14 protein-coding genes and 3 pseudogenes are annotated in these 16,817 nt (G+C 59.9%); 6 read left to right on the top strand and 11 right to left on the bottom strand.

What is annotated here, in order from left to right; genetic code table 11:
• Nucleotides 1-2: 2 nt before the first annotated feature.
• From NKI20_RS11950 to NKI20_RS11940, 3 genes and pseudogenes are all read left to right on the top strand, one after another.
• Nucleotides 3-155: pseudogene (locus NKI20_RS11950) on the top strand (RES domain-containing protein); the annotation flags it as partial.
• A gap of 195 nt (nucleotides 156-350) precedes the next feature.
• Nucleotides 351-844, top strand: a pseudogene (locus tag NKI20_RS11945) (hydantoinase/oxoprolinase family protein); the annotation flags it as partial.
• Between the two features lie 213 nt (nucleotides 845-1,057).
• The gene (locus NKI20_RS11940) at nucleotides 1,058-1,582 is read left to right on the top strand and encodes an EF-hand domain-containing protein (protein ID WP_352600897.1); all 525 of its coding nucleotides are present in this window, start codon (nucleotides 1,058-1,060) and stop codon (nucleotides 1,580-1,582) included.
• Between the two features lie 345 nt (nucleotides 1,583-1,927).
• Here NKI20_RS11940 and NKI20_RS11935 read toward each other — a convergent pair whose 3' ends face one another.
• The 10 genes from NKI20_RS11935 to NKI20_RS11890 form a co-directional block, all read right to left on the bottom strand.
• Entirely contained in the window at nucleotides 1,928-2,926 is a 999-nt protein-coding gene (locus tag NKI20_RS11935; protein ID WP_198032218.1) for a sugar-binding transcriptional regulator, read from the bottom strand.
• 85 nt (nucleotides 2,927-3,011) lie between these two features.
• Nucleotides 3,012-4,067: a hypothetical protein gene (locus NKI20_RS11930; protein WP_352830736.1), complete on the bottom strand. Its 1,056-nt coding sequence runs from the start codon at nucleotides 4,065-4,067 to the stop codon at nucleotides 3,012-3,014.
• On the bottom strand, nucleotides 4,068-5,150 hold the full coding sequence (locus NKI20_RS11925) for an ABC transporter ATP-binding protein (RefSeq protein ID WP_352830734.1): 1,083 nt from the start codon (nucleotides 5,148-5,150) through the stop codon (nucleotides 4,068-4,070). It lies immediately after the preceding gene.
• 76 nt (nucleotides 5,151-5,226) lie between these two features.
• Nucleotides 5,227-6,552 carry an iron-containing alcohol dehydrogenase gene (locus tag NKI20_RS11920; RefSeq protein WP_245266572.1) on the bottom strand — a complete coding sequence of 442 codons (1,326 nt, stop codon included), beginning with the start codon at nucleotides 6,550-6,552 and terminating at the stop codon, nucleotides 5,227-5,229.
• Nucleotides 6,545-8,116: an FGGY-family carbohydrate kinase gene (locus NKI20_RS11915; RefSeq protein ID WP_352830732.1), complete on the bottom strand. Its 1,572-nt coding sequence runs from the start codon at nucleotides 8,114-8,116 to the stop codon at nucleotides 6,545-6,547. The genes NKI20_RS11920 and NKI20_RS11915 overlap by 8 nt, the downstream gene beginning before the upstream one ends.
• A gap of 24 nt (nucleotides 8,117-8,140) precedes the next feature.
• Entirely contained in the window at nucleotides 8,141-9,670 is a 1,530-nt protein-coding gene (locus NKI20_RS11910) for an ABC transporter substrate-binding protein (RefSeq protein WP_023758887.1), read from the bottom strand.
• Nucleotides 9,671-9,714: 44 nt separating this feature from the next.
• Complete coding sequence (locus NKI20_RS11905; protein WP_023758886.1) at nucleotides 9,715-10,614, bottom strand: carbohydrate ABC transporter permease; 900 nt, start codon at nucleotides 10,612-10,614, stop codon at nucleotides 9,715-9,717.
• The gene (locus tag NKI20_RS11900) at nucleotides 10,614-11,525 is read right to left on the bottom strand and encodes a carbohydrate ABC transporter permease (RefSeq protein ID WP_352600905.1); all 912 of its coding nucleotides are present in this window, start codon (nucleotides 11,523-11,525) and stop codon (nucleotides 10,614-10,616) included. Before NKI20_RS11900 ends, NKI20_RS11905 begins: the two co-directional genes overlap by 1 nt.
• Before the next feature lie 365 nt (nucleotides 11,526-11,890).
• Nucleotides 11,891-12,937 (bottom strand): NAD(P)-dependent alcohol dehydrogenase, encoded by a 1,047-nt coding sequence (locus NKI20_RS11895; RefSeq protein ID WP_352600907.1) that lies wholly within the window; start codon nucleotides 12,935-12,937, stop codon nucleotides 11,891-11,893.
• Between the two features lie 193 nt (nucleotides 12,938-13,130).
• A complete protein-coding gene (locus tag NKI20_RS11890; protein WP_352830729.1) occupies nucleotides 13,131-13,991 on the bottom strand; it encodes an NmrA family NAD(P)-binding protein in 861 nt (286 codons plus the stop codon).
• A 129-nt stretch (nucleotides 13,992-14,120) separates the two neighbouring features.
• On the opposite strand from NKI20_RS11890, the gene NKI20_RS11885 reads away from it, so the two are divergent.
• From NKI20_RS11885 to NKI20_RS11875, 3 genes and pseudogenes are all read left to right on the top strand, one after another.
• Nucleotides 14,121-14,267 (top strand): hypothetical protein, encoded by a 147-nt coding sequence (locus NKI20_RS11885; RefSeq protein ID WP_352830727.1) that lies wholly within the window; start codon nucleotides 14,121-14,123, stop codon nucleotides 14,265-14,267.
• A gap of 24 nt (nucleotides 14,268-14,291) precedes the next feature.
• Nucleotides 14,292-14,426: pseudogene (gene glnQ, locus NKI20_RS11880) on the top strand (glutamine ABC transporter ATP-binding protein GlnQ); the annotation flags it as partial.
• Nucleotides 14,427-14,650: 224 nt separating this feature from the next.
• A complete protein-coding gene (locus NKI20_RS11875) occupies nucleotides 14,651-15,160 on the top strand; it encodes a hypothetical protein (protein WP_352830725.1) in 510 nt (169 codons plus the stop codon).
• 195 nt (nucleotides 15,161-15,355) lie between these two features.
• Here the strand turns inward: NKI20_RS11875 and NKI20_RS11870 are convergent, their stop codons facing one another.
• Nucleotides 15,356-16,813, bottom strand: a complete 1,458-nt coding sequence (locus NKI20_RS11870) for a caspase family protein (protein WP_352830724.1) — start codon at nucleotides 16,811-16,813, stop codon at nucleotides 15,356-15,358.
• Nucleotides 16,814-16,817: the final 4 nt, after the last annotated feature.

Below are 16,817 nucleotides of genomic sequence, written 5' to 3'. Positions count from 1 at the left end.
GACGGCAGGGTCGCGCGAATGCTATGCCAAGTGCGGTCTCTTCACATAGCTGGAACATCATCTTCGTGGCGAGCGAGGCGGCAGCTTCCTACACGCTTAAGTTCCAGGAAGCTTTTGCCCTCGACACAAGGCTGCATCCCCCGGCCAGCAAATAACATCGGGGTGGGCGCGATCTCCACTGGCCTTCGCCGGACAAGTTGGTGAAGCTCGGTACTGCCATTCTCGGCATGTCGTGTTTCAGCCGCGAACGCCATTGAGGCCGGCCGCCAAAATCCTTTGCGCCTTTCTTTTAGGGTATGAACGGCTCCCGATCACGCCCCGTGGCACTGACGACATGGCGGGGACATCATCGCGAGCGTACCGGGCTCCGAGTGACCTGTTCACACGAACTGTCGTCGAAACTCGGCGGCCCTCATCGGGCGCTAACCACGCTTCCTCAACGCCCGGCTGATCTCGATGATCGATCGCCTTGTCGACGCTTTCTGGCAAGACGCGGGATCGTCGCTCCGCTCATGGTCGTGCGCGGCGACGGCGCGCTTATTACCGCTGAATTCGCTCGCTCCAGGCCGATCGAGACCATCCTGTCAGGACCCAGCGGCAAGCGTGGTGGAGCGCGGTACATGATAGCCTAGATGAGGCAGTGGTGTCCGACATCGGCGGCACCACCACCGACATCGCCGTTCTCGACGGCGGCCGCCTGCGGCTCGATCCGGAAGGCGCCACCGTCGGCGGAATGCGAACCATGGTGGAAGCCGTCGCCATGCCCACCTTTGGCCTCGGTGGAGATTCGGAAGTCTCGCTCCATGAGCGGTCGCTGACTTCGACGATCGTCCTCGGGCCCCAGGCGAACGGGCCATGAACAGTGTCATCTACCTTATCGGCCTCGTCATTGTCGTGCTCGCGGTCCTCTCCTTTCAGTTCATCAGGTGAATTCGGCGACATTGGCCCCATCACCGAACCAGGTCTTCCGAACGTTTGCGAGGAACCAGAAAGCGATCAGCTTGTTTGGGCTGAGATGCCAACATGTTGGGTTACAGACCACTCAAAGGAGAACACGATGTCAGGCACGATCAAAGCGACGGCAGTCGCCGCGGCGCTGGCTATATGCGCCTTGCCAGCATTGGCCCAGTCGAGCGGGACGCCCGTGCCCGCAATCAAAGCACAGGATCATAGCCCCGGAGGATCACCTGAAGGCACAGGACCGAGCCAAGATTCGATGAGGGAAATGATGCGTCAGATGATGGACAAGATGATGCAAGAAAAGATGCACGAGGATCGGCGTTCGCAAGCAGAACGGGAAGGTGGCGACGGTGGGGGCGGAGAGCCCAGAATGGGCGGGCGTGAACGAGGGCGGATGGCCGAAAATCACGGGCGCATGGGAGCCAGGATGATGCATGGCGCAGGGATGCGAATGATGTTTGCCATCATAGATGCCGACGGCGATGGTTCGGTCTCACAGAGCGAAATGCAGGATTTCGTGGATCGCATATTCAATGCAGTGGACGAGAATGGCGACGGCCAAGTCGACATGGAGGAAATCCAGTCCTTCTTTCATGGCCCCGGCAATTGGGGTGCTGATTAGCCTTGAACACCCAGTTTGCGCCTAGAGTATTGGTCGGCCTGTCCTCTCGGCGGATGATCACCTTCAGTCCACGTCCGGCACTTCGCCATCAGTGAAAAAGTACGGACGGCGGTCCATAGTCGCCCAGCGCCGGATCAGCGTCACGACTCCATGCTATGATGCCGGCTTGACGGCGTACCATGCCGTCGACCTCGATATGCAAATTCGAATGTGACCCAGATTCCAGGATCCCGTCGGTGTGGTTTATAGCAAGCGGCAGGCATTACGCGCGCAAAGCTGCTAAACGAATAGTCGAAATCTGGACGACCAAGACAAGTCCGCGCCCCTAAAATCAGTCAGTCCTCTCTAGGACTTTTCTGAAAGGATCGATTCAGCAGTCTTTTCGTCGGTGATCAGGACATCGACGACGCCAAGACGCAATACAGCGCGCAGCACCGGAACTTTTTCGAGTCCACCGGAAGGCAAGATCACCGTATCGATGTCACGCAAGTTTTGAGGTGCGAGGCCGATAACGCGCCGGTTGAGCGGGTGATCGACGAGTTGTCCGTCCGCATCGATCCAGTGGCCGCAGATATCGCCAACGGCGCCTGCGTGTTGGAGGGACGTGAGGTCATCCTCGCCCACCAGCCCGATGCGAAAAATCGTGGCGTCCTTGTGAACCGCGCCAACTGAAACAAAAGCGGCCTCGACAGCACGGGCATGTGTAAAGGCATCTTCCAGAATGGACTGGCGCATGAGCAGATCGCGCGTGGCCTCGGTATCCGTGAACACCGGGGCTGCGATGTAGAAACATTCGGCATCGAACAGCGCCGCAAGCCGAGAAGCCATATCATAAATGTTGATGGCCGACCCCCGCGTCAGGCCGCCGAGCAAAGAAACGATCGACATTCCTTTCACCGGGCGCACTGTCACAGACCGGAGGCTGAGCTGGAGCGTCCTCCCCCAACCCACGCCGACGGATATTCCGTCCCGGATTCTAGCCGACAGGGCTTCGCCCGCCGCGGCTGCAATGACCTGCGGTATCAAAGCGGGATCGGGAGGCGTTGGGACCACGATTGGATCAGAGACGCCATAGACGACCCGCAGCCGGTGCTCTAGATCTATGCAGCTGGCTACCTTGGAATTAATCCGAATCTGGACTATCCCCCGCTCGCGGGCAAGCGCCAGCATCCGATTGACGCGAAGGCGGGTTAGACCGAGAGACTTGGCGATTTGCGCCTGTGTGAGGTCACCCACATAGGCAAGCCAGGCGGCCCGGACAAGGAGCCCTTCCTCGCGATCGACGCTGACGGAATTCGCTAGGATCTGGCGGCCGTCGCGTTTCTTTCTTGGTGGTTTCTCCATCAAAAGTCCTCTCTACACGGGGCGCTACGATAGCCGAATGGCTCGGCGGACCGTGCCATCGACGTGAAGCGCTTTGTGTATTCGCCTATCCACGATGAAAACTGTCGAAGGACAATACCAGCGGAGCGTCATGGCAAATTGCTTCGACTATGGCGGCCGTCAGCGGCAGGCGATCGCGAGGAAGTTTGCCCCGGCTCATCATTCTCTCCAATGTCGGGCCAAGATCCAGCGCCAGTTGCGCCCCCTCGACCGTCTCCGAACTCATATGGTCGCGCTTTGCCACGGAATAACGCAAGCCGCAGCCGAGCAAGCGTCCCATTCGACCGTTGCGGCCTGCCTGGCAGGTCACGTAAAGATCGCCGGAACCCGCCAATCCCCGCACGGTTGCGATTTTTCCGCCCAGGGCTTCGACAAGGATCGCCATTTCTTGGAGGGACTGCGAAAAAAGTGACGAGGCAAGATTGTGCATGAGTGCGCCGTTCGGCGCCTTGTTGTCGCGCTCAAGAAGCCCGACTGGAGCCCCAACTGCGAGCGTATAGAAATTCTTGAAAGCGGCGCAGATTTCAACCCCGGCGAGATCGGACGACGCCCGCGCATGATAGAAGGGGGCTCGCAGGAGGCGAGATGCCGCGGCAATACTGTCGGCGTCGTGCCCTGCCACCATCACAGAGGTATCGCGCTGGGCCGCCAGTTCTCCGGCAATACACGGTCCGCCCACAGCCATCACCGGCATCGACAACGCGGTGCGCCGTTGAATTTCGCGGGCAACCACGTGTGGCAGGATGTCGATGCCATCGTCTCGCGCGGCGAGCCCCTTTGTAACCATCAAAATCGGCACGGGCGACGTGACACTCTCGGCGATACGGTCGATCGCCCAGGGAACGCCAGCCGACGAGACACCGAGCACAAGTAGATCGGGTCGGTCGCTCATCGCGTCAACGAATCCAGTCCAGGGGTAGGCGACAACGGCGGCTGGCAGAGTGACGTTGAGACGCGGATGGTGCCCTGTGCTGGCCACAGATGCAACGATCTCTTCATCAAGATGGGTCCCGACGAGGCTGATGCTGTTACCCGCGTGAGCGGCCGGAAGCGTCATGGCCGAGCCCATGACGCCGGCACCGAGGATGACGATCCGCGCCATTCAGTTTCTTCCCTTGTCCAGCCGTTCGCCGCTGCCTTGGTCAAACAGATGAATTCGGTCTGGCGCGGGCTCCAGATGGATTGTCGCCCCGGGAGAGAGCTCCATCCGGTTATGCAGTACCGAGCAGACCACGATGTTGCCCACGCTGGCGAAGATATGGATTTCAGGACCAGTCGGCTCGACAACAGTGACGGTCGCCCGGATGCCGCTCCCATCCGTCACAGGTCGAAGATGCTCGGGGCGGACGCCATAGACTACCTTTTGGCCCGGGCGGACCGCGGCCTTTGGTGGTAGCGGCAGGGCGAGGTCACCGATCCGCACCACCCCTGCGTCCCCTTCATCGGCCACCTCACCATGAAACATATTCATTGCAGGCGAGCCGATGAACGAGGCGACAAAGAGATTTTCCGGGCGATCATAGACGTCGAGCGGGCGCCCGATCTGTTCGATGTAGCCGTCTCGCATGATTACGATGACGTCGGCCATGGTCATCGCCTCGATCTGATCGTGCGTGACGTATACTGTCGTGGTCTTCAGCCGCTGGTGGAGCTCCTTGATTTCGGTCCGCATCTGCACGCGCAGTTTGGCATCGAGATTGGACAGCGGTTCGTCGAACAGGAACACGGTTGGATCGCGCACGATTGCGCGGCCCATGGCAACACGCTGCCGCTGACCGCCGGAAAGCTGGCGAGGATACCGTTCCAGGTAGGGAGTCAGATTGAGAACTGACGCGGCCCATCCTACCTTCTGTTTGATCTCTTCCTTAGGTCGTTTCTTCAACTGCATGGAAAAGGCCATATTGTCGAAAACCGTCATGTGCGCATAAAGCGCGTAATTCTGGAACACCATCGCGATGTTGCGATCCTTGGGATGAAGGGTATTGACGACATGGTCGCCTATGGCGATGCGACCGGATGTGATGGGCTCAAGACCGGCAATCATGCGCAACAGGGTGGACTTGCCGCATCCGGAGGGGCCTAACAGGACGACGAACTGGCCATCTTCGATCGAAAGGTCGAGTCCATGGATCACCTCTACGGCGCCATAGTCCTTCTTTATGTTGTTGATGGTTACAGACGCCATAAATTGCTACCCTTCAATTCCCTTGCCGTTCGTTTCCATTCGCCATGCGAGCCACTGGGACGATGCAAATGCGGTCTCACCGTTCGCTCTGCAGAAATTCTTCCAGGAGATCTGCATCGGCCGCCAAATTGACAAAGGACCAGCGGCCTCGGATTTCTCGCGAACAGCGGATGGCGTCGTGCCAAAGCTCTCGTGGCAGGCCTAATTCGGCGCCGGTGACCGGGCCTCCAGCAGCCTTGAGCGCTGCTTCCATGCGGGCGACCGGCATAGCCATCGGCCGAAGCTCCCGGCGCAGAGCCGGCCAGATTTCCTCAAGCTTCCGGTTGAAAGCTTCTGTCTCTTTGTGGTCGAGTGCTGTCTTCCTCATTTCGGCTATACAAAGCGGTCCAAGTTGCGCACCGTAGCGTACCAGCATCGCCGCCTCATCGATGGGCGTCGGCTTTGCCCGAGGGGGCTCTTCCATGTCCAGCAGCATCGCTTGCAGCCGCGCCATGACCAGCGATGCCACGCCAACCTGCTGACCATGGGTCGTACCGGGATGATGCTCTCGCGCGAACATGTCGACCCAATGGGAGATTTGGTGCTCCCCCATGGAGCCGGGGTGCGAAACGCCCGCGAAGCAGACTCCCATCGAGCAAAGCGTCAACACGCGCTGGAGATGCCCGACGGCGGTGAGATCATGCGACGCCAGGCCAGACGCGTGGGCCAGCATCGGCTCCTCGTCGCCGGCCTGCAGCCGATAGGGCACGTCGGAGTAATAGGTCCCGAAAAGCCGATGCGAAGCCCACCAGTCGACCTGCGCGGTGGACCGGCAGAGGCTGTCGCCAAGGCCAGCAGCACTGAGCCAGCTTGGCGCTGCCGCCGACACACCTAGGTCCAGGAAGATGCCGCGCGGGGCGTGCGAGGGCAGCGAGATCTTGAGCCCTGAAGCCAACGTCACCGACGCAGTCGAGGCGCCGTAGCCATTCATCGACGCTGCGGTTCCGAAGACCGCATAGGTCCGGCCGTCGAGGAAGGTTGCGTGCTTGCAGCTGTCGTTGAGGACTCCAGACCCGACGGCAACGATGCCGTCGGCGTGACGCGTTTTCTCCCTGACCAACTCGATCGTCGTTTCTTCGCAGTCGAGGCCGTCGGGAAGCACGATTGCGTCAATATCGGCTACACTGCGCAGCGCCTTAGCGACGCGTCGCCCCATTACTTCGAAAGTGTTGACATCGGACACGACAGCAATCCGGCTGCCCAGCGCCAGAGGCGCGATGAGATCCGCCTCGCGGCCTTCAGTCGTCTCCAGCAATTCGATCGTCTGGAAGGGCAGGTCAGCGGCCGCGCCTGTCTCAGGATCCTTCCAGCGTCCTGCGACAACATCCTCGATCAGGGCGTTCCAGTTGATCGTCTCAGCCACCATCAGCCTCCGTGAAAGCCGCCAGTCGCTGGTTCCAGGCCGAAATCGTCGGCCAAAGATCGGCGTGAATCGCAAGAAGTTCGGCATACCGGCCGGCATGGACTGCATTGGGTTCGAAAGATGTGGCGGATTCGCTGGCCATTGCGAGGGAGGCTTCGGAGATGGTGGAAAACCAGCCCACCCCCTTTGCCGCTGCCATTGCCGCGCCGAGCGAGGAGGCTTCCACGGTCGTCGAACGCTTTACGCGACGGTCGAGTGCATCTGCCAGAATCTGCATCCACAGGTCGGACTTCGCTCCTCCGCCGATCGCTATAAAGTAGTCGATGTCCTGGTGGGCGGCGGCAGCGGCCCGCTGACTTGTAGCTGCCTGATGGAGCGCTATGCCTTCCAGCACTGCGCGATAGATGTCGCCGCGGCGGCTCGAGCCGGAAAGCCCGGCAATCACACCGCGAGCGCCGCTGTTCCAATGGGGATCCATGACGCCTTGCCAGTAGGGCAACAGCATTATGCCGCCAGCGCCGATCGGGCTGGCTGCGGCCTCGGCCTCAAGCGCCTCCAGCTCGCCGTTGCAGCCATGCAGATCGACGCCCAGCATTTCGCGCGCCATCCAGTCGACGAGGAAAGTGCCGGCGCGCAGACATGTCTCGTAGATGTAGCCATCCTCAGCGATGGCATTTTCGGTGCGGAAGGCCGGATCACAGACATACTCGGTGCCGAAGCTTCCCGAGACGACCGCTGTGCCAAGATTGATGTAAGCGCTTCCCTGCTGCAACACACCGGCGCCCGTTCCGGCGCATTGACCGTCGCCGCCGCCAGCCACGATCGGCGTCCCCTCCCGCAAGCCTGTCAGCGTGGCGGCTGCCTGAGTTACCTGGCCCACAACCGTCCCTGGCCGAGCCAAGTCCAGCATCATCCGCCGGGCGACGCCTGCCGCTTCCAGTATCTCGTTCGACCAGTCGGTTGCGCGCATGTCAAGCACACCCATCGGGTCCGCCGAGGCAGTCGATGTTACCCATCGGCCGCTCAGGCGAAAAACGAGATAGCCATGAACTTCGGCCATTCGCTCCACCCGGGCAAAGATCTCGGGCTGCTCCTCGCGAAACCAGATCATGCGATAAAGGCAAGGAATGACGTCCAGCGGCTTGCCGGATATCGCGTGGACGCGCGCCGCGCCGAAAGCCTCACCGAAGCGGCGTGCTTTCTGGCGAGCCCGCTCGTCCAGCCAGAGTGTCGCGGGCCGGAGCGCTTCGCCCTGTTCGTCGAAAAGGCCAAAGGTCTCGCGCTGGTTGGAAATGGCTAGGGCGGCAATGCGCCTTGGCGAAACTGTTGCAGTTACGGTGCGCAGCGCTGCAACCGCCGAAGCCCACCACTGGGCCGGGTCCTGCTCGAAATACCCCGAGCGCGGGTTGGACATTGCTATCGGCGCGCGACCCTCCCCCACGCTGCGTCCATTGCGGTCCCAGGCAATTGCCTTGGTTGCCGAGGTCGAGGAATCAATGCCGATGACGAGATCCGGAGCCATTGCCGCCACATTGCCAAGGGCGAGGGCGGTCGAAACCGCCATCGCCGAAATAGCCCAATTACGCCATTAAAGCCCCGCGTCCTTGACCTTACCGTCGACAATGTGGGCGATGGCATCGAGGCATGCCTTGGCGTCCCCACCATAGTCCTGACCAGTCAGCAGCTTGCCGAGTTCGACCGGGATGTCATTGTTCGACAGATCCGCCCAGATGGGCATGTCCGGCTCAGATCCCATCTGATTGTCGATTGTGTATTTGATCGCCTCGAAATGGCGTGTTGTTCCTGGTCCAACCACGGCCTTCGCCTTGACCCGAGGATCCGTGAAGGAGGAATTGCGCATCGGCGAGGCGCCGCCGCCAAGCGTCGAGACCCGCGCCATCACGTCCTTCGAGCAGACCCACTGCATAAACAACCAAGCCGCTTCCTTGTTCTTGGAATATTGCGACAGGGAAATCGTCGAGCCGCCCTGATGACCGACGGCCGGGATTTCGTTGAAGCCGCAATCCGCGGTGGCTCGGCGGCCGGGAACCTCCTTGGGCGCAGGCAAGGCCTCGAACAGGCCTTTGACCTTGGAATCGTTGGCATCGAAACCGGGGAAATCCTCGCCCCAGGTGATTGCCATGGCGGCCTGCCCCTGTGTCAGGGCCTGCCCCTGTCCATCCCAGGTCCATGTCGTTGCCGACGGTGGCGAGTTCTTGACCAGTTCCTGGTAGAATTTCAGCCCAGCTATGCCGCGCTCATCGTTGCCGACGAACTTCTTATCCTTGTTGAAAATCGAACCGCCATGACCCCAAAGTGCGAAGGTCCAGTCGCATTCGAGCGAATAATGGCCGGACTTCGCCTGGCATGCGGTGCCAAAGATGCCATTGCCCTTTTCCGCCTCAGTCAGCGCCTGCACGGCCTTGAGATAGGCGTCGAGGTCTGTCGGCAAGGCGATATTATGCTTGTCGAAAAGGTCTTTGCGATACATCAGGATAAAGATCGGAATATCGAAGGGAATTCCGCACTGTTTGCCATTGTACATGGCGATACCGTCGACCAGCGGCTTGGAGAAATCGTCCCAGTCGAAATTGGGCATCGCCAGCGCTTTGTTCTGGTCGTAATACTCGCGCGGATCGATGACATCCTGTGCAAATGTCGCCATCCAGGACTGGTCAAGATAGTAGACATCATAGGTGCCCAGCTGGCCTTGCACGTCCTGCGTGGCCTTGGCGAGAACCTGCTCTAGCGGCACGATCTCGACCTCGACCTCAATGCCGGTTGCTTTCGTGAATTCACCCGCGACAAGTTGGTTAGCGACGATCGTGGGCGGCGTTGCTTCCGAGGTGTAGCGAATTTTCGTGCCGGCATATGGCTTACCGACATCGGCCAGCCACTTCAGCATGTCCGTGTCCTGGGCCCGGGCCTCCTCGACCCCGAAGCCCAGCATCCCTCGATTGGGGCGACCGCCACCCAGCATAGCCGATCCGAAGGCGGAAAAGCCAATGCCCGCCAGCGCCATCTTCCTCATGAAGTCGCGTTTGGTTATTCGACGCGCTGTAAAGTCGTTGCAGGTATCGGCGACGAATGTCTTCTTGTCGTGGTCTCTGAAGCTCATGATCGTTCCTCCGTTGCGTTTGTCGTCGTTCTTCTCGTCCGGCCTTACTCCTTGAGAGATCCAAGGGTCAGGCCGCGGACCAGATGCCGTTGAACCAGCAGGATAAAGATGAAGCTCGGTATGATCGCAGACGTGCCGAGTGCTGTGATGTAGCCCCATTCGGTGGCCGTCGAAGTCACAAACGTCGAGATCTTCACCGGGACAGTGCGGATCGACGTTGTCAGGAACAGCGACAGCAGGAACTCGGTCCATGAAAAGATGAAACATAGTACGGCGGTCGCGGCGACGCCGCCCTTCACCATAGGAAGGACTACGCGTCCGAACGTCTGCCAGCGCGTCGCACCGTCAATCAGTGCCGCCTCGTCAACCTCGCGTGGAACATCGTCGAAGAACGACTTCAAAAGCAAAACCGCCAGCGGCAGATTGATCAAGCTGTGGACGAGGATGAGCCCAGTATAAGTATCGCGCAGGCCGAGATCCCGGAACATGAAAACGATCGGTATGACGATCGCGATGGGCGGCATAAAGCGCTGCGAGAGGATCCAGAACAGGAACGACTGCTGCCCGCTGAACTGCATTCGCGACAGGCAATAGGCAGCCAGCGTCGCCAGGACCAGTGTCAGTGCCGTCGACCCGACCGCTATGATCGCGCTGGCGAGCAGCGACTGGCGGGAATCGTAAGAACTGGCGCCTCCCTTTATTACTCCGGCCGCCTCGCCCCCCTGTTCCATGCCGATATCAACTCGCGACACGCCGAGCAGCGTCACGCGGTAATTGTCCGGCGTCGGTTTGAAGCCGATGTAGACCGGTCCACTGCGGTCGAAGATCGCCGAATAGGGTTTGATGGAGGACAGCGCCCACCACGCGATCGGGAACATGAAGATCGCAACCACCAACACGGCGAGCAGGTCACGTGCGATCATCTGGGCGCGGGAGGGCTCCATCAGAACCTTACCTTGAAAAGCCTGACGAAGAGGTTCGACACTCCGATGAGGACGACGAGCACGATCAGCGACAAGGTCGCGGCGTAGGGAAAATCTCCCGTGAAATAGATCCGGCCTGCGTAGAACGAGAGCGTCTCGGTAGCCGTGCCCGGCCCGCCGGCACTGATGATGTAGACGTAGTCGTAGATTCGAAAAAGATCGACGCCGCGGATCAGCACCGCGACCGCAATCACCTTGCGCAGCATCGGCAGTGTAAGTCGCAAGAATGTCTGGATCCCACTGGCGCCATCGATCGCCGCGGCTTCGAAAGGCTCCTTCGGCAGCGCCCGCAGGCCCGCCAGTATGATGAGCACCATGAACGGCGTCCATTGCCATATGTCCGCCAGCAGGATCGCCAGCAATGCGGTTACCGGCTGGGTCAAGATCGGCTGTGCCGGCGAGATCAGGTTGAGGGCATAGAGATAGAACGACAGGACACCGAAAGAGCCGTCCTGCATCAGCAGGAACATCATTCCGGTAACCGCAGGCGGCACGACCAGCGGCAGTGTCATCAGCGCCCGCAGGATCCCGTACCCCTTGCGATCGGTATCAAGCAGGAGGGCGATGAGGATGCCGAGTGCAAGCTGAACCGCAAGCGCGATGAATGTATAGATCAGTGTCGTTTCCAACGCATCCCACATGCGCGTATCCGAAAATGCGCGTGCCCACTGGTGGAATCCGGCAAAATCAAGCTGCCGCGATACGACATTGCGTTTGTGAAAGGACAGCCAGACCGAATAGGCGAGAGGATAGATGCCGAAAACGAGAAGCATCACCGTGATCGGTGCCAGCCAGGGAAACGGATGCTCGGCCGTCATGAACCGGGGCAGGGCCCACCCGGACCTCTCTGGGGTGAGAGTCGCGGTGCTCACGCGCAAATCTCCGCTGGGTGACAGAGATGCATCGGCCTTCTCCCTACCGGCCAGATCGTGCCAACTTGAACTTTTGTAAGTTTGTTGTGCCTTTTGTTAAGGTAGCGTGTGGGACGGCCGTCGATTTGTCAAGATGGGTTTGAGCGGCGCCCGCAGGAGTTGATCCGCACGTTGACTATCAGGGGCAAACATGAACTGTTCTCCAAGCCAAGGGGATTAGGCAAGCTTGTCGGCGAATGCCGACAAACCCCCATGTGGTCAGGCGGCCGCGCAGCCATGCAGGCCCGATGCCATCACCCGTCTACGCCGCCAAAGCGTGACGACCGCGCGAGGCGTCAAGAAGACTTGAGACAGCGAGGCTCACATTAATCTGGCAGGGTGATCTGAAGTTTCACGTCGGCCGGCCGGCCTTCGACCGCACGGTTGAAGGCCGCGATAGAGTCCTCGAAGGCAAAGGTCGCCGAAATGAGTGGCTTTAAGTCGACCCGTCCCGACGCCATAAGAGCAATCGCCCGCTCATACTGATGGGCATAGCGGAACACAGTCTCGATACGGACTTCCTTGGTCGAAGCGGTCGCGATGTCGAATGGGACCGGCGCCACCGGCAGGCCGACGACCACCACAGCGCCACCGGGCCTCGGCAGGTCAAGAAGCGTCTCCCACGCCTTGGGCGAGCCGGAGCATTCGAACACGACGTCGGCGCCCCAGCCGTTGGTCAAGTGCTTGACCTCTCTCATCAGGTCCTCTTCTCGAAGATTGACCGGGATCACCCCCTGATAACCGGCGGCGATTTCGAGCTTGGGTTGCGCAAAATCGGCGATAATTGCCCGGGAACATCCCCCGGCAAGGGCAGCGATCGCGACCATAGTGCCAATTGGTCCGGCACCAAGCACAACAGCTGTATCGCCTGGGCTGATTTTCGCTTTTGTCGCCGCCTGCATCCCCACGGCGAAAGGCTCCACCATCGCGCCTTCGCCGAAGCTGATACTGTCGGGTATCTTGAAGGTGTAGTTGGCAGGATGAACGACATGGGCCGTCAGCACCCCATGGACAGGAGGCGTTGCCCAGAACCTTACGGCAGGATCTATGTTATAGAGGCCAAGCCGGCTCGCCCGCGAATTCGGGTCGGGGATGCCCGGCTCCATGCAAACGCGGTCGCCGATCTCCAGGTGCTCGACGCCTTCGCCAATTTCGACAATCGTCCCGGCGGCTTCATGCCCCAGAACCATCGGTGCTTCGACGACAAACGGGCCAATGCGGCCGTGGGTATAGTAGTGGACGTCCGAGCCGCAAACCCCGACGGTGTGGATCTTGATCCGGACCTGGCCCTGGCCGACGGTCTGGGGCAGATCTATGTCACGCAGCTTAAGCTCGTGCTGGCGTTCAAGGACAAGGGCGCGAACTTTGGTCATTATCATCTCCTCCTTCAAAACTGGCTGCCGTGTTTCGAAACGCAAGCCCTAGCCAGCTGAAATTTTCAGTTCACAGTCTATCGGACCCTTCTCGTCAGCGTCGATGTGGGGGAGCTTGGCCGAACTTTGGAGAAATTTGCCAGTCCAGGGCGCAGAGCGGCCTTGAGCGGCCTGGGACCTCTCGTTTTTATTTTCAGTTCTTTGGTTCGGCTAGAATGTGTCGGTCATCAGAGTGGTCCGCTAGCTCCTCGAGATAGGCCCTGAGTGTACGTGGCTCGTTATCGAGGATCCCCCGCAGCGTCAGCGGGTTTCCGAGCAGATCATGTTGGTCGTAGTGCTCGAACATCCTTCTCTCGGCCTGCGGGACTTCGCTGAGGACATCAACGTCGCGCCGCTCCTTGATCTCGCGACCCAGCACTTCGCTCATGAGCGCGACAACGCGCTTGCGATCCCAATAACCGGGAGCACAGAGCTCGAATGTACCGTAAAGCAGTCGATCATCCGTCAATGCGATCGCTGCACTTTCGGCAACGTCGCGATAGTCGACGAGAGAGAAACGGGTGTCTGCCGACCACGGCTCAGCCAATAAACGCTCCTTCATTACCGTGGGCCAGAAGGCTGCGTAATTCTGATAAAACCGGGCTGGATGGAGGAATGTATATTCCATGCCCGAATTGAGGATGGCGTCTTCTACCGGCGCCTTGGCGGTGTGATTGCTGAGAGCCGACAGGACCGGATGGATCACGGCTGAGAACACGAAGCGGCGTACGTGAGCACGAACTGCAGCGTCAACCAAACGCATTCCTAGGTCGGCTTCGTCCGGCATGAAGGCGGGGGCGATATAGAATACAGAGTGCACGCCATTAAGCGCCGCGTCGAGTTTCTCCTGGTCATGGAGATCGCCGATCGCAACCTCGGCTGCGCCGCGGCTTCGCGCGTGATCGGCATCCCCGGGCTTGTGGACGAAACCGCGTATTCTCGCGCCGCGCTTTGCGAGCGCCGGAACGACGCAGCCGCCGAATCTCCCGGCTGCACCGATCGCAAGGATCATCATCTAACTCCCTCGCAGTCAGGTGGTAAGTAACTTGCTCGATCTGGTTTTCCTAAGCAAAGGTAACGGTCGCGATGCGAAGCAGTTCCAACCAAGGCCCACCTGACTGGCGCTACGCGAATTGAAGAGTAGATGGCCGAGGATCTCTACGCGCTATTCGAAGGTCCACGGTTTCAACGTGTGTCTGGTCAAACGAAGCTGCGGCGGGACGGCCAGATTGTCACAGACATCGACGCAGCAATTTTCGATTTTCAAGAGCCGGATTTTGAGAACTGCTGACGACAGAGAAGGCAGCGAGAAAATCTGGGCTTTGCGCGTGCTGTAGCCGACCGCGTGATCTTCATGGAAGCCGGTCCGATTTTCGAGGAAGGCAGTCAAGACAGCTTCTTCGGCAATCCCCAACATGCCCGGACCAAGCTGTTTCTGAGCCAGATACTAAACACTAGATCAAGCGCAGTGCGCCTCGCGCTCGACCGTGGGCATGCCAACAAGCCACCTAAGGTTCGGCCGCGCAATGTCGCCACACGGTTGACACGCGGCTATCTATTAGGGCCACTGTTCGGCCTATCAGGTGTCTCCGATATCCGGCCTGGGGAATAGGACTTTCTGCCGATCAGCGGGCTTTTCGGATACGTCCGTCGGAGAACGATGTGGAGAAATTGATGCGGAACCTGATGCTGGCCTTCGCGGCACTTGTCCTAGCCGCGTGCCAATCGGCTCCAGAACCGCCACAATCCGCCGTTGTTGAACCTGTGTTGGATCCTGCTACCATTCCATCCCAACCCGCCTTGGATCCTGCCTCTGTTCCTCCTGGCTCGGCGATTATGGATCAATCCGTGACAATCACTCCTCCCGCAAAGGGCGTTCCAACAAAGTACGCTGCTTTTTCGGGCAATTGGGCCGGACGATTGGAAGGTACATATGAAGGTAAACTGGCTGTTCAATCTGTTTCTTCGAACGGAAAGGTCACGGTCACCTATGCGTGGGGAATTCTGGGCGATAACAATCCGGGAGAGGCCGCAGGCGCAGGACAAATTGTAGGGACTACGTTGAAGCTTGGGCGCCTCCCGAATGGCGCGGACGTCAGTTTTATGATGATGCCCGACGGAACTCTGGCCGGAACCTATACGCTCGCCGGCCAGACCTACACGGGCCTGTTCATCAGGCAATGATCAAAGAAGATACGGTCGCGCTCCCGCGATTTTGATCCGCGCGATCGCGCGCCAATGGACAATCTCCCAATAGCGGCCCTTCAAATGCTCCGATGCCTTTGCGTCATAACCGCTGCGCTCAAGGAGGGTGGCGGCCCCGAGCCGCGGCATTCCCAGAACAAGGGCGGAAAGGAAGCGCGCCTGACCGCCCACATCCTAAAACACGCCACCAATGCCTATGCCCCCACTAATGTCTGGAGGGGGGGCTGCGGGGCGTTGCGGGGCGGCCTGCGCACGTTTCGCGGCCTTGCGGCTGGGACCGGTTTGCGAAGGGCCGTTATCCGACGCGACTTTGGCCGGCTTGGCCTTGACGATGACCGGCTGCTTGCAGATTCTGCCGGAGCGCAAAAAGAGATCGCCGAGCAGTCCGACGGTCGGCTCGGTCGTCGATGCGACCTGATTGGTATTTTTGTAATAGTCGGTGAGGGCGCGGATGGAGCCCGTGCCCCAATCGCCATCAACCTGCATACGATAGCAACCCAGGCGGCGAAGTTCCGTCTGAATGCTGCGCGCTAGATCGCCCGCCTTGTCCTTTTGTGCTTCGCCCGCCGATGCGCCGACAATCAGGGTTTCGAGGCCGGAGACGACGCTCTGGCGAGCCACTGCAACGCTGTCAGTTGGAGATAGATTGGCGACCTGAGTGCCGACCGGCCCCGCTGAACCGCCTGACGGTGCAGGAAGCTCGACCGACCGCAACGTCTGCCCGACGATGAGCACGGCGGTCTGCAGGTCGTTGGAGGCGAGCTCGATCTGCAGCTTCTTCTTGGCGTCGGGATCGGACAGTATGCGCGACAGGCTGGCGCTCAACTGCGCCGGATCGAGCATCTGCTGTTCGGTGAAATAGAATTGTTCACGCAGGTTCGACTGGTCCCATGGAACCTGGCGGCCGACGGTGAGCGCCTCGGTCTCGTTGCGGACGCGGATCATCATGTCCGAAATGCTCAAGCCGGGGATTTCGACATTTTTCAGAAGCGCAGTGGTGAACGGGCTGTTTTCGCCGGTACCGTCGACGGTGACGTTGCCGGGCTGGGTCGCGAAGGCGACAAACGTGTTTTCGCCGACCTCGACCTGGGCCAGACCGTTGATGTTGGCGCCGCTGCCCAGCGGATTGTTGCGGCAGGCATCAAGGAAGATGAAGGTCTGACGGTCGCGACTGGCGAATTTGGCGATCACGTCGTTCAGCTTGACGGCGTGCGCCGTCAACTTGTCCAGGTTTTCCGGATCGGGCGTATCGATCGGCAGCAGGTAGTTTTCGCCTTGCACTTGCATGCCGTGACCAGCGTAGAAGATCAGCACGGCGCTGCTTTCGGGCAGCTTGGCCTCGGCGTCGCGGAAAAGCTTGGCGAATCCATCGGCGGTGAGATCGGTTCCGGTCAGAACCTCGAAATTCAGCCGCTTCAGGCTGTCGGACAGTTTCGTCGCGTCGTTCACCGCATTGGCGAGGTGCTCGAGACGCTTGCTCTGGTAGTTCGTGTTGCCGATGACGATCGCCAGCCGGTTGCGCGGCTGTGGCAAGGCGTTCTGCTCGACCGCGGCGCGAACGCCGACCGTGCTCAGGATCACGAAAAGCATGAGCAGAAGGATGCGCAAGAAGAATCCGTGGCGATGGGTCATATCG

The sequence above is a fragment of the Mesorhizobium sp. M0830 genome, assembly GCF_040319965.1.
Lineage (GTDB): Bacteria > Pseudomonadota > Alphaproteobacteria > Rhizobiales > Rhizobiaceae > Mesorhizobium.
Note: the sequence above shows the minus strand (reverse complement) of the source record. Positions and strands in the feature narration are given on the sequence as shown.

Coding starts and splice junctions, on each gene's coding strand:
- NKI20_RS11940 (WP_352600897.1), top strand. CDS start 1,058: ATGTCAGGCACGATCAAAGCGACGGCAGTCGCCGCGGCGCTGGCTATA.
- NKI20_RS11935 (WP_198032218.1), bottom strand. CDS start 2,926: ATGGAGAAACCACCAAGAAAGAAACGCGACGGCCGCCAGATCCTAGCG.
- NKI20_RS11930 (WP_352830736.1), bottom strand. CDS start 4,067: ATGGCGCGGATCGTCATCCTCGGTGCCGGCGTCATGGGCTCGGCCATG.
- NKI20_RS11925 (WP_352830734.1), bottom strand. CDS start 5,150: ATGGCGTCTGTAACCATCAACAACATAAAGAAGGACTATGGCGCCGTA.
- NKI20_RS11915 (WP_352830732.1), bottom strand. CDS start 8,116: ATGGCGGTTTCGACCGCCCTCGCCCTTGGCAATGTGGCGGCAATGGCT.
- NKI20_RS11910 (WP_023758887.1), bottom strand. CDS start 9,670: ATGAGCTTCAGAGACCACGACAAGAAGACATTCGTCGCCGATACCTGC.
- NKI20_RS11905 (WP_023758886.1), bottom strand. CDS start 10,614: ATGGAGCCCTCCCGCGCCCAGATGATCGCACGTGACCTGCTCGCCGTG.
- NKI20_RS11895 (WP_352600907.1), bottom strand. CDS start 12,937: ATGACCAAAGTTCGCGCCCTTGTCCTTGAACGCCAGCACGAGCTTAAG.
- NKI20_RS11890 (WP_352830729.1), bottom strand. CDS start 13,991: ATGATGATCCTTGCGATCGGTGCAGCCGGGAGATTCGGCGGCTGCGTC.
- NKI20_RS11885 (WP_352830727.1), top strand. CDS start 14,121: ATGGCCGAGGATCTCTACGCGCTATTCGAAGGTCCACGGTTTCAACGT.
- NKI20_RS11875 (WP_352830725.1), top strand. CDS start 14,651: ATGCGGAACCTGATGCTGGCCTTCGCGGCACTTGTCCTAGCCGCGTGC.
- NKI20_RS11870 (WP_352830724.1), bottom strand. CDS start 16,813: ATGACCCATCGCCACGGATTCTTCTTGCGCATCCTTCTGCTCATGCTT.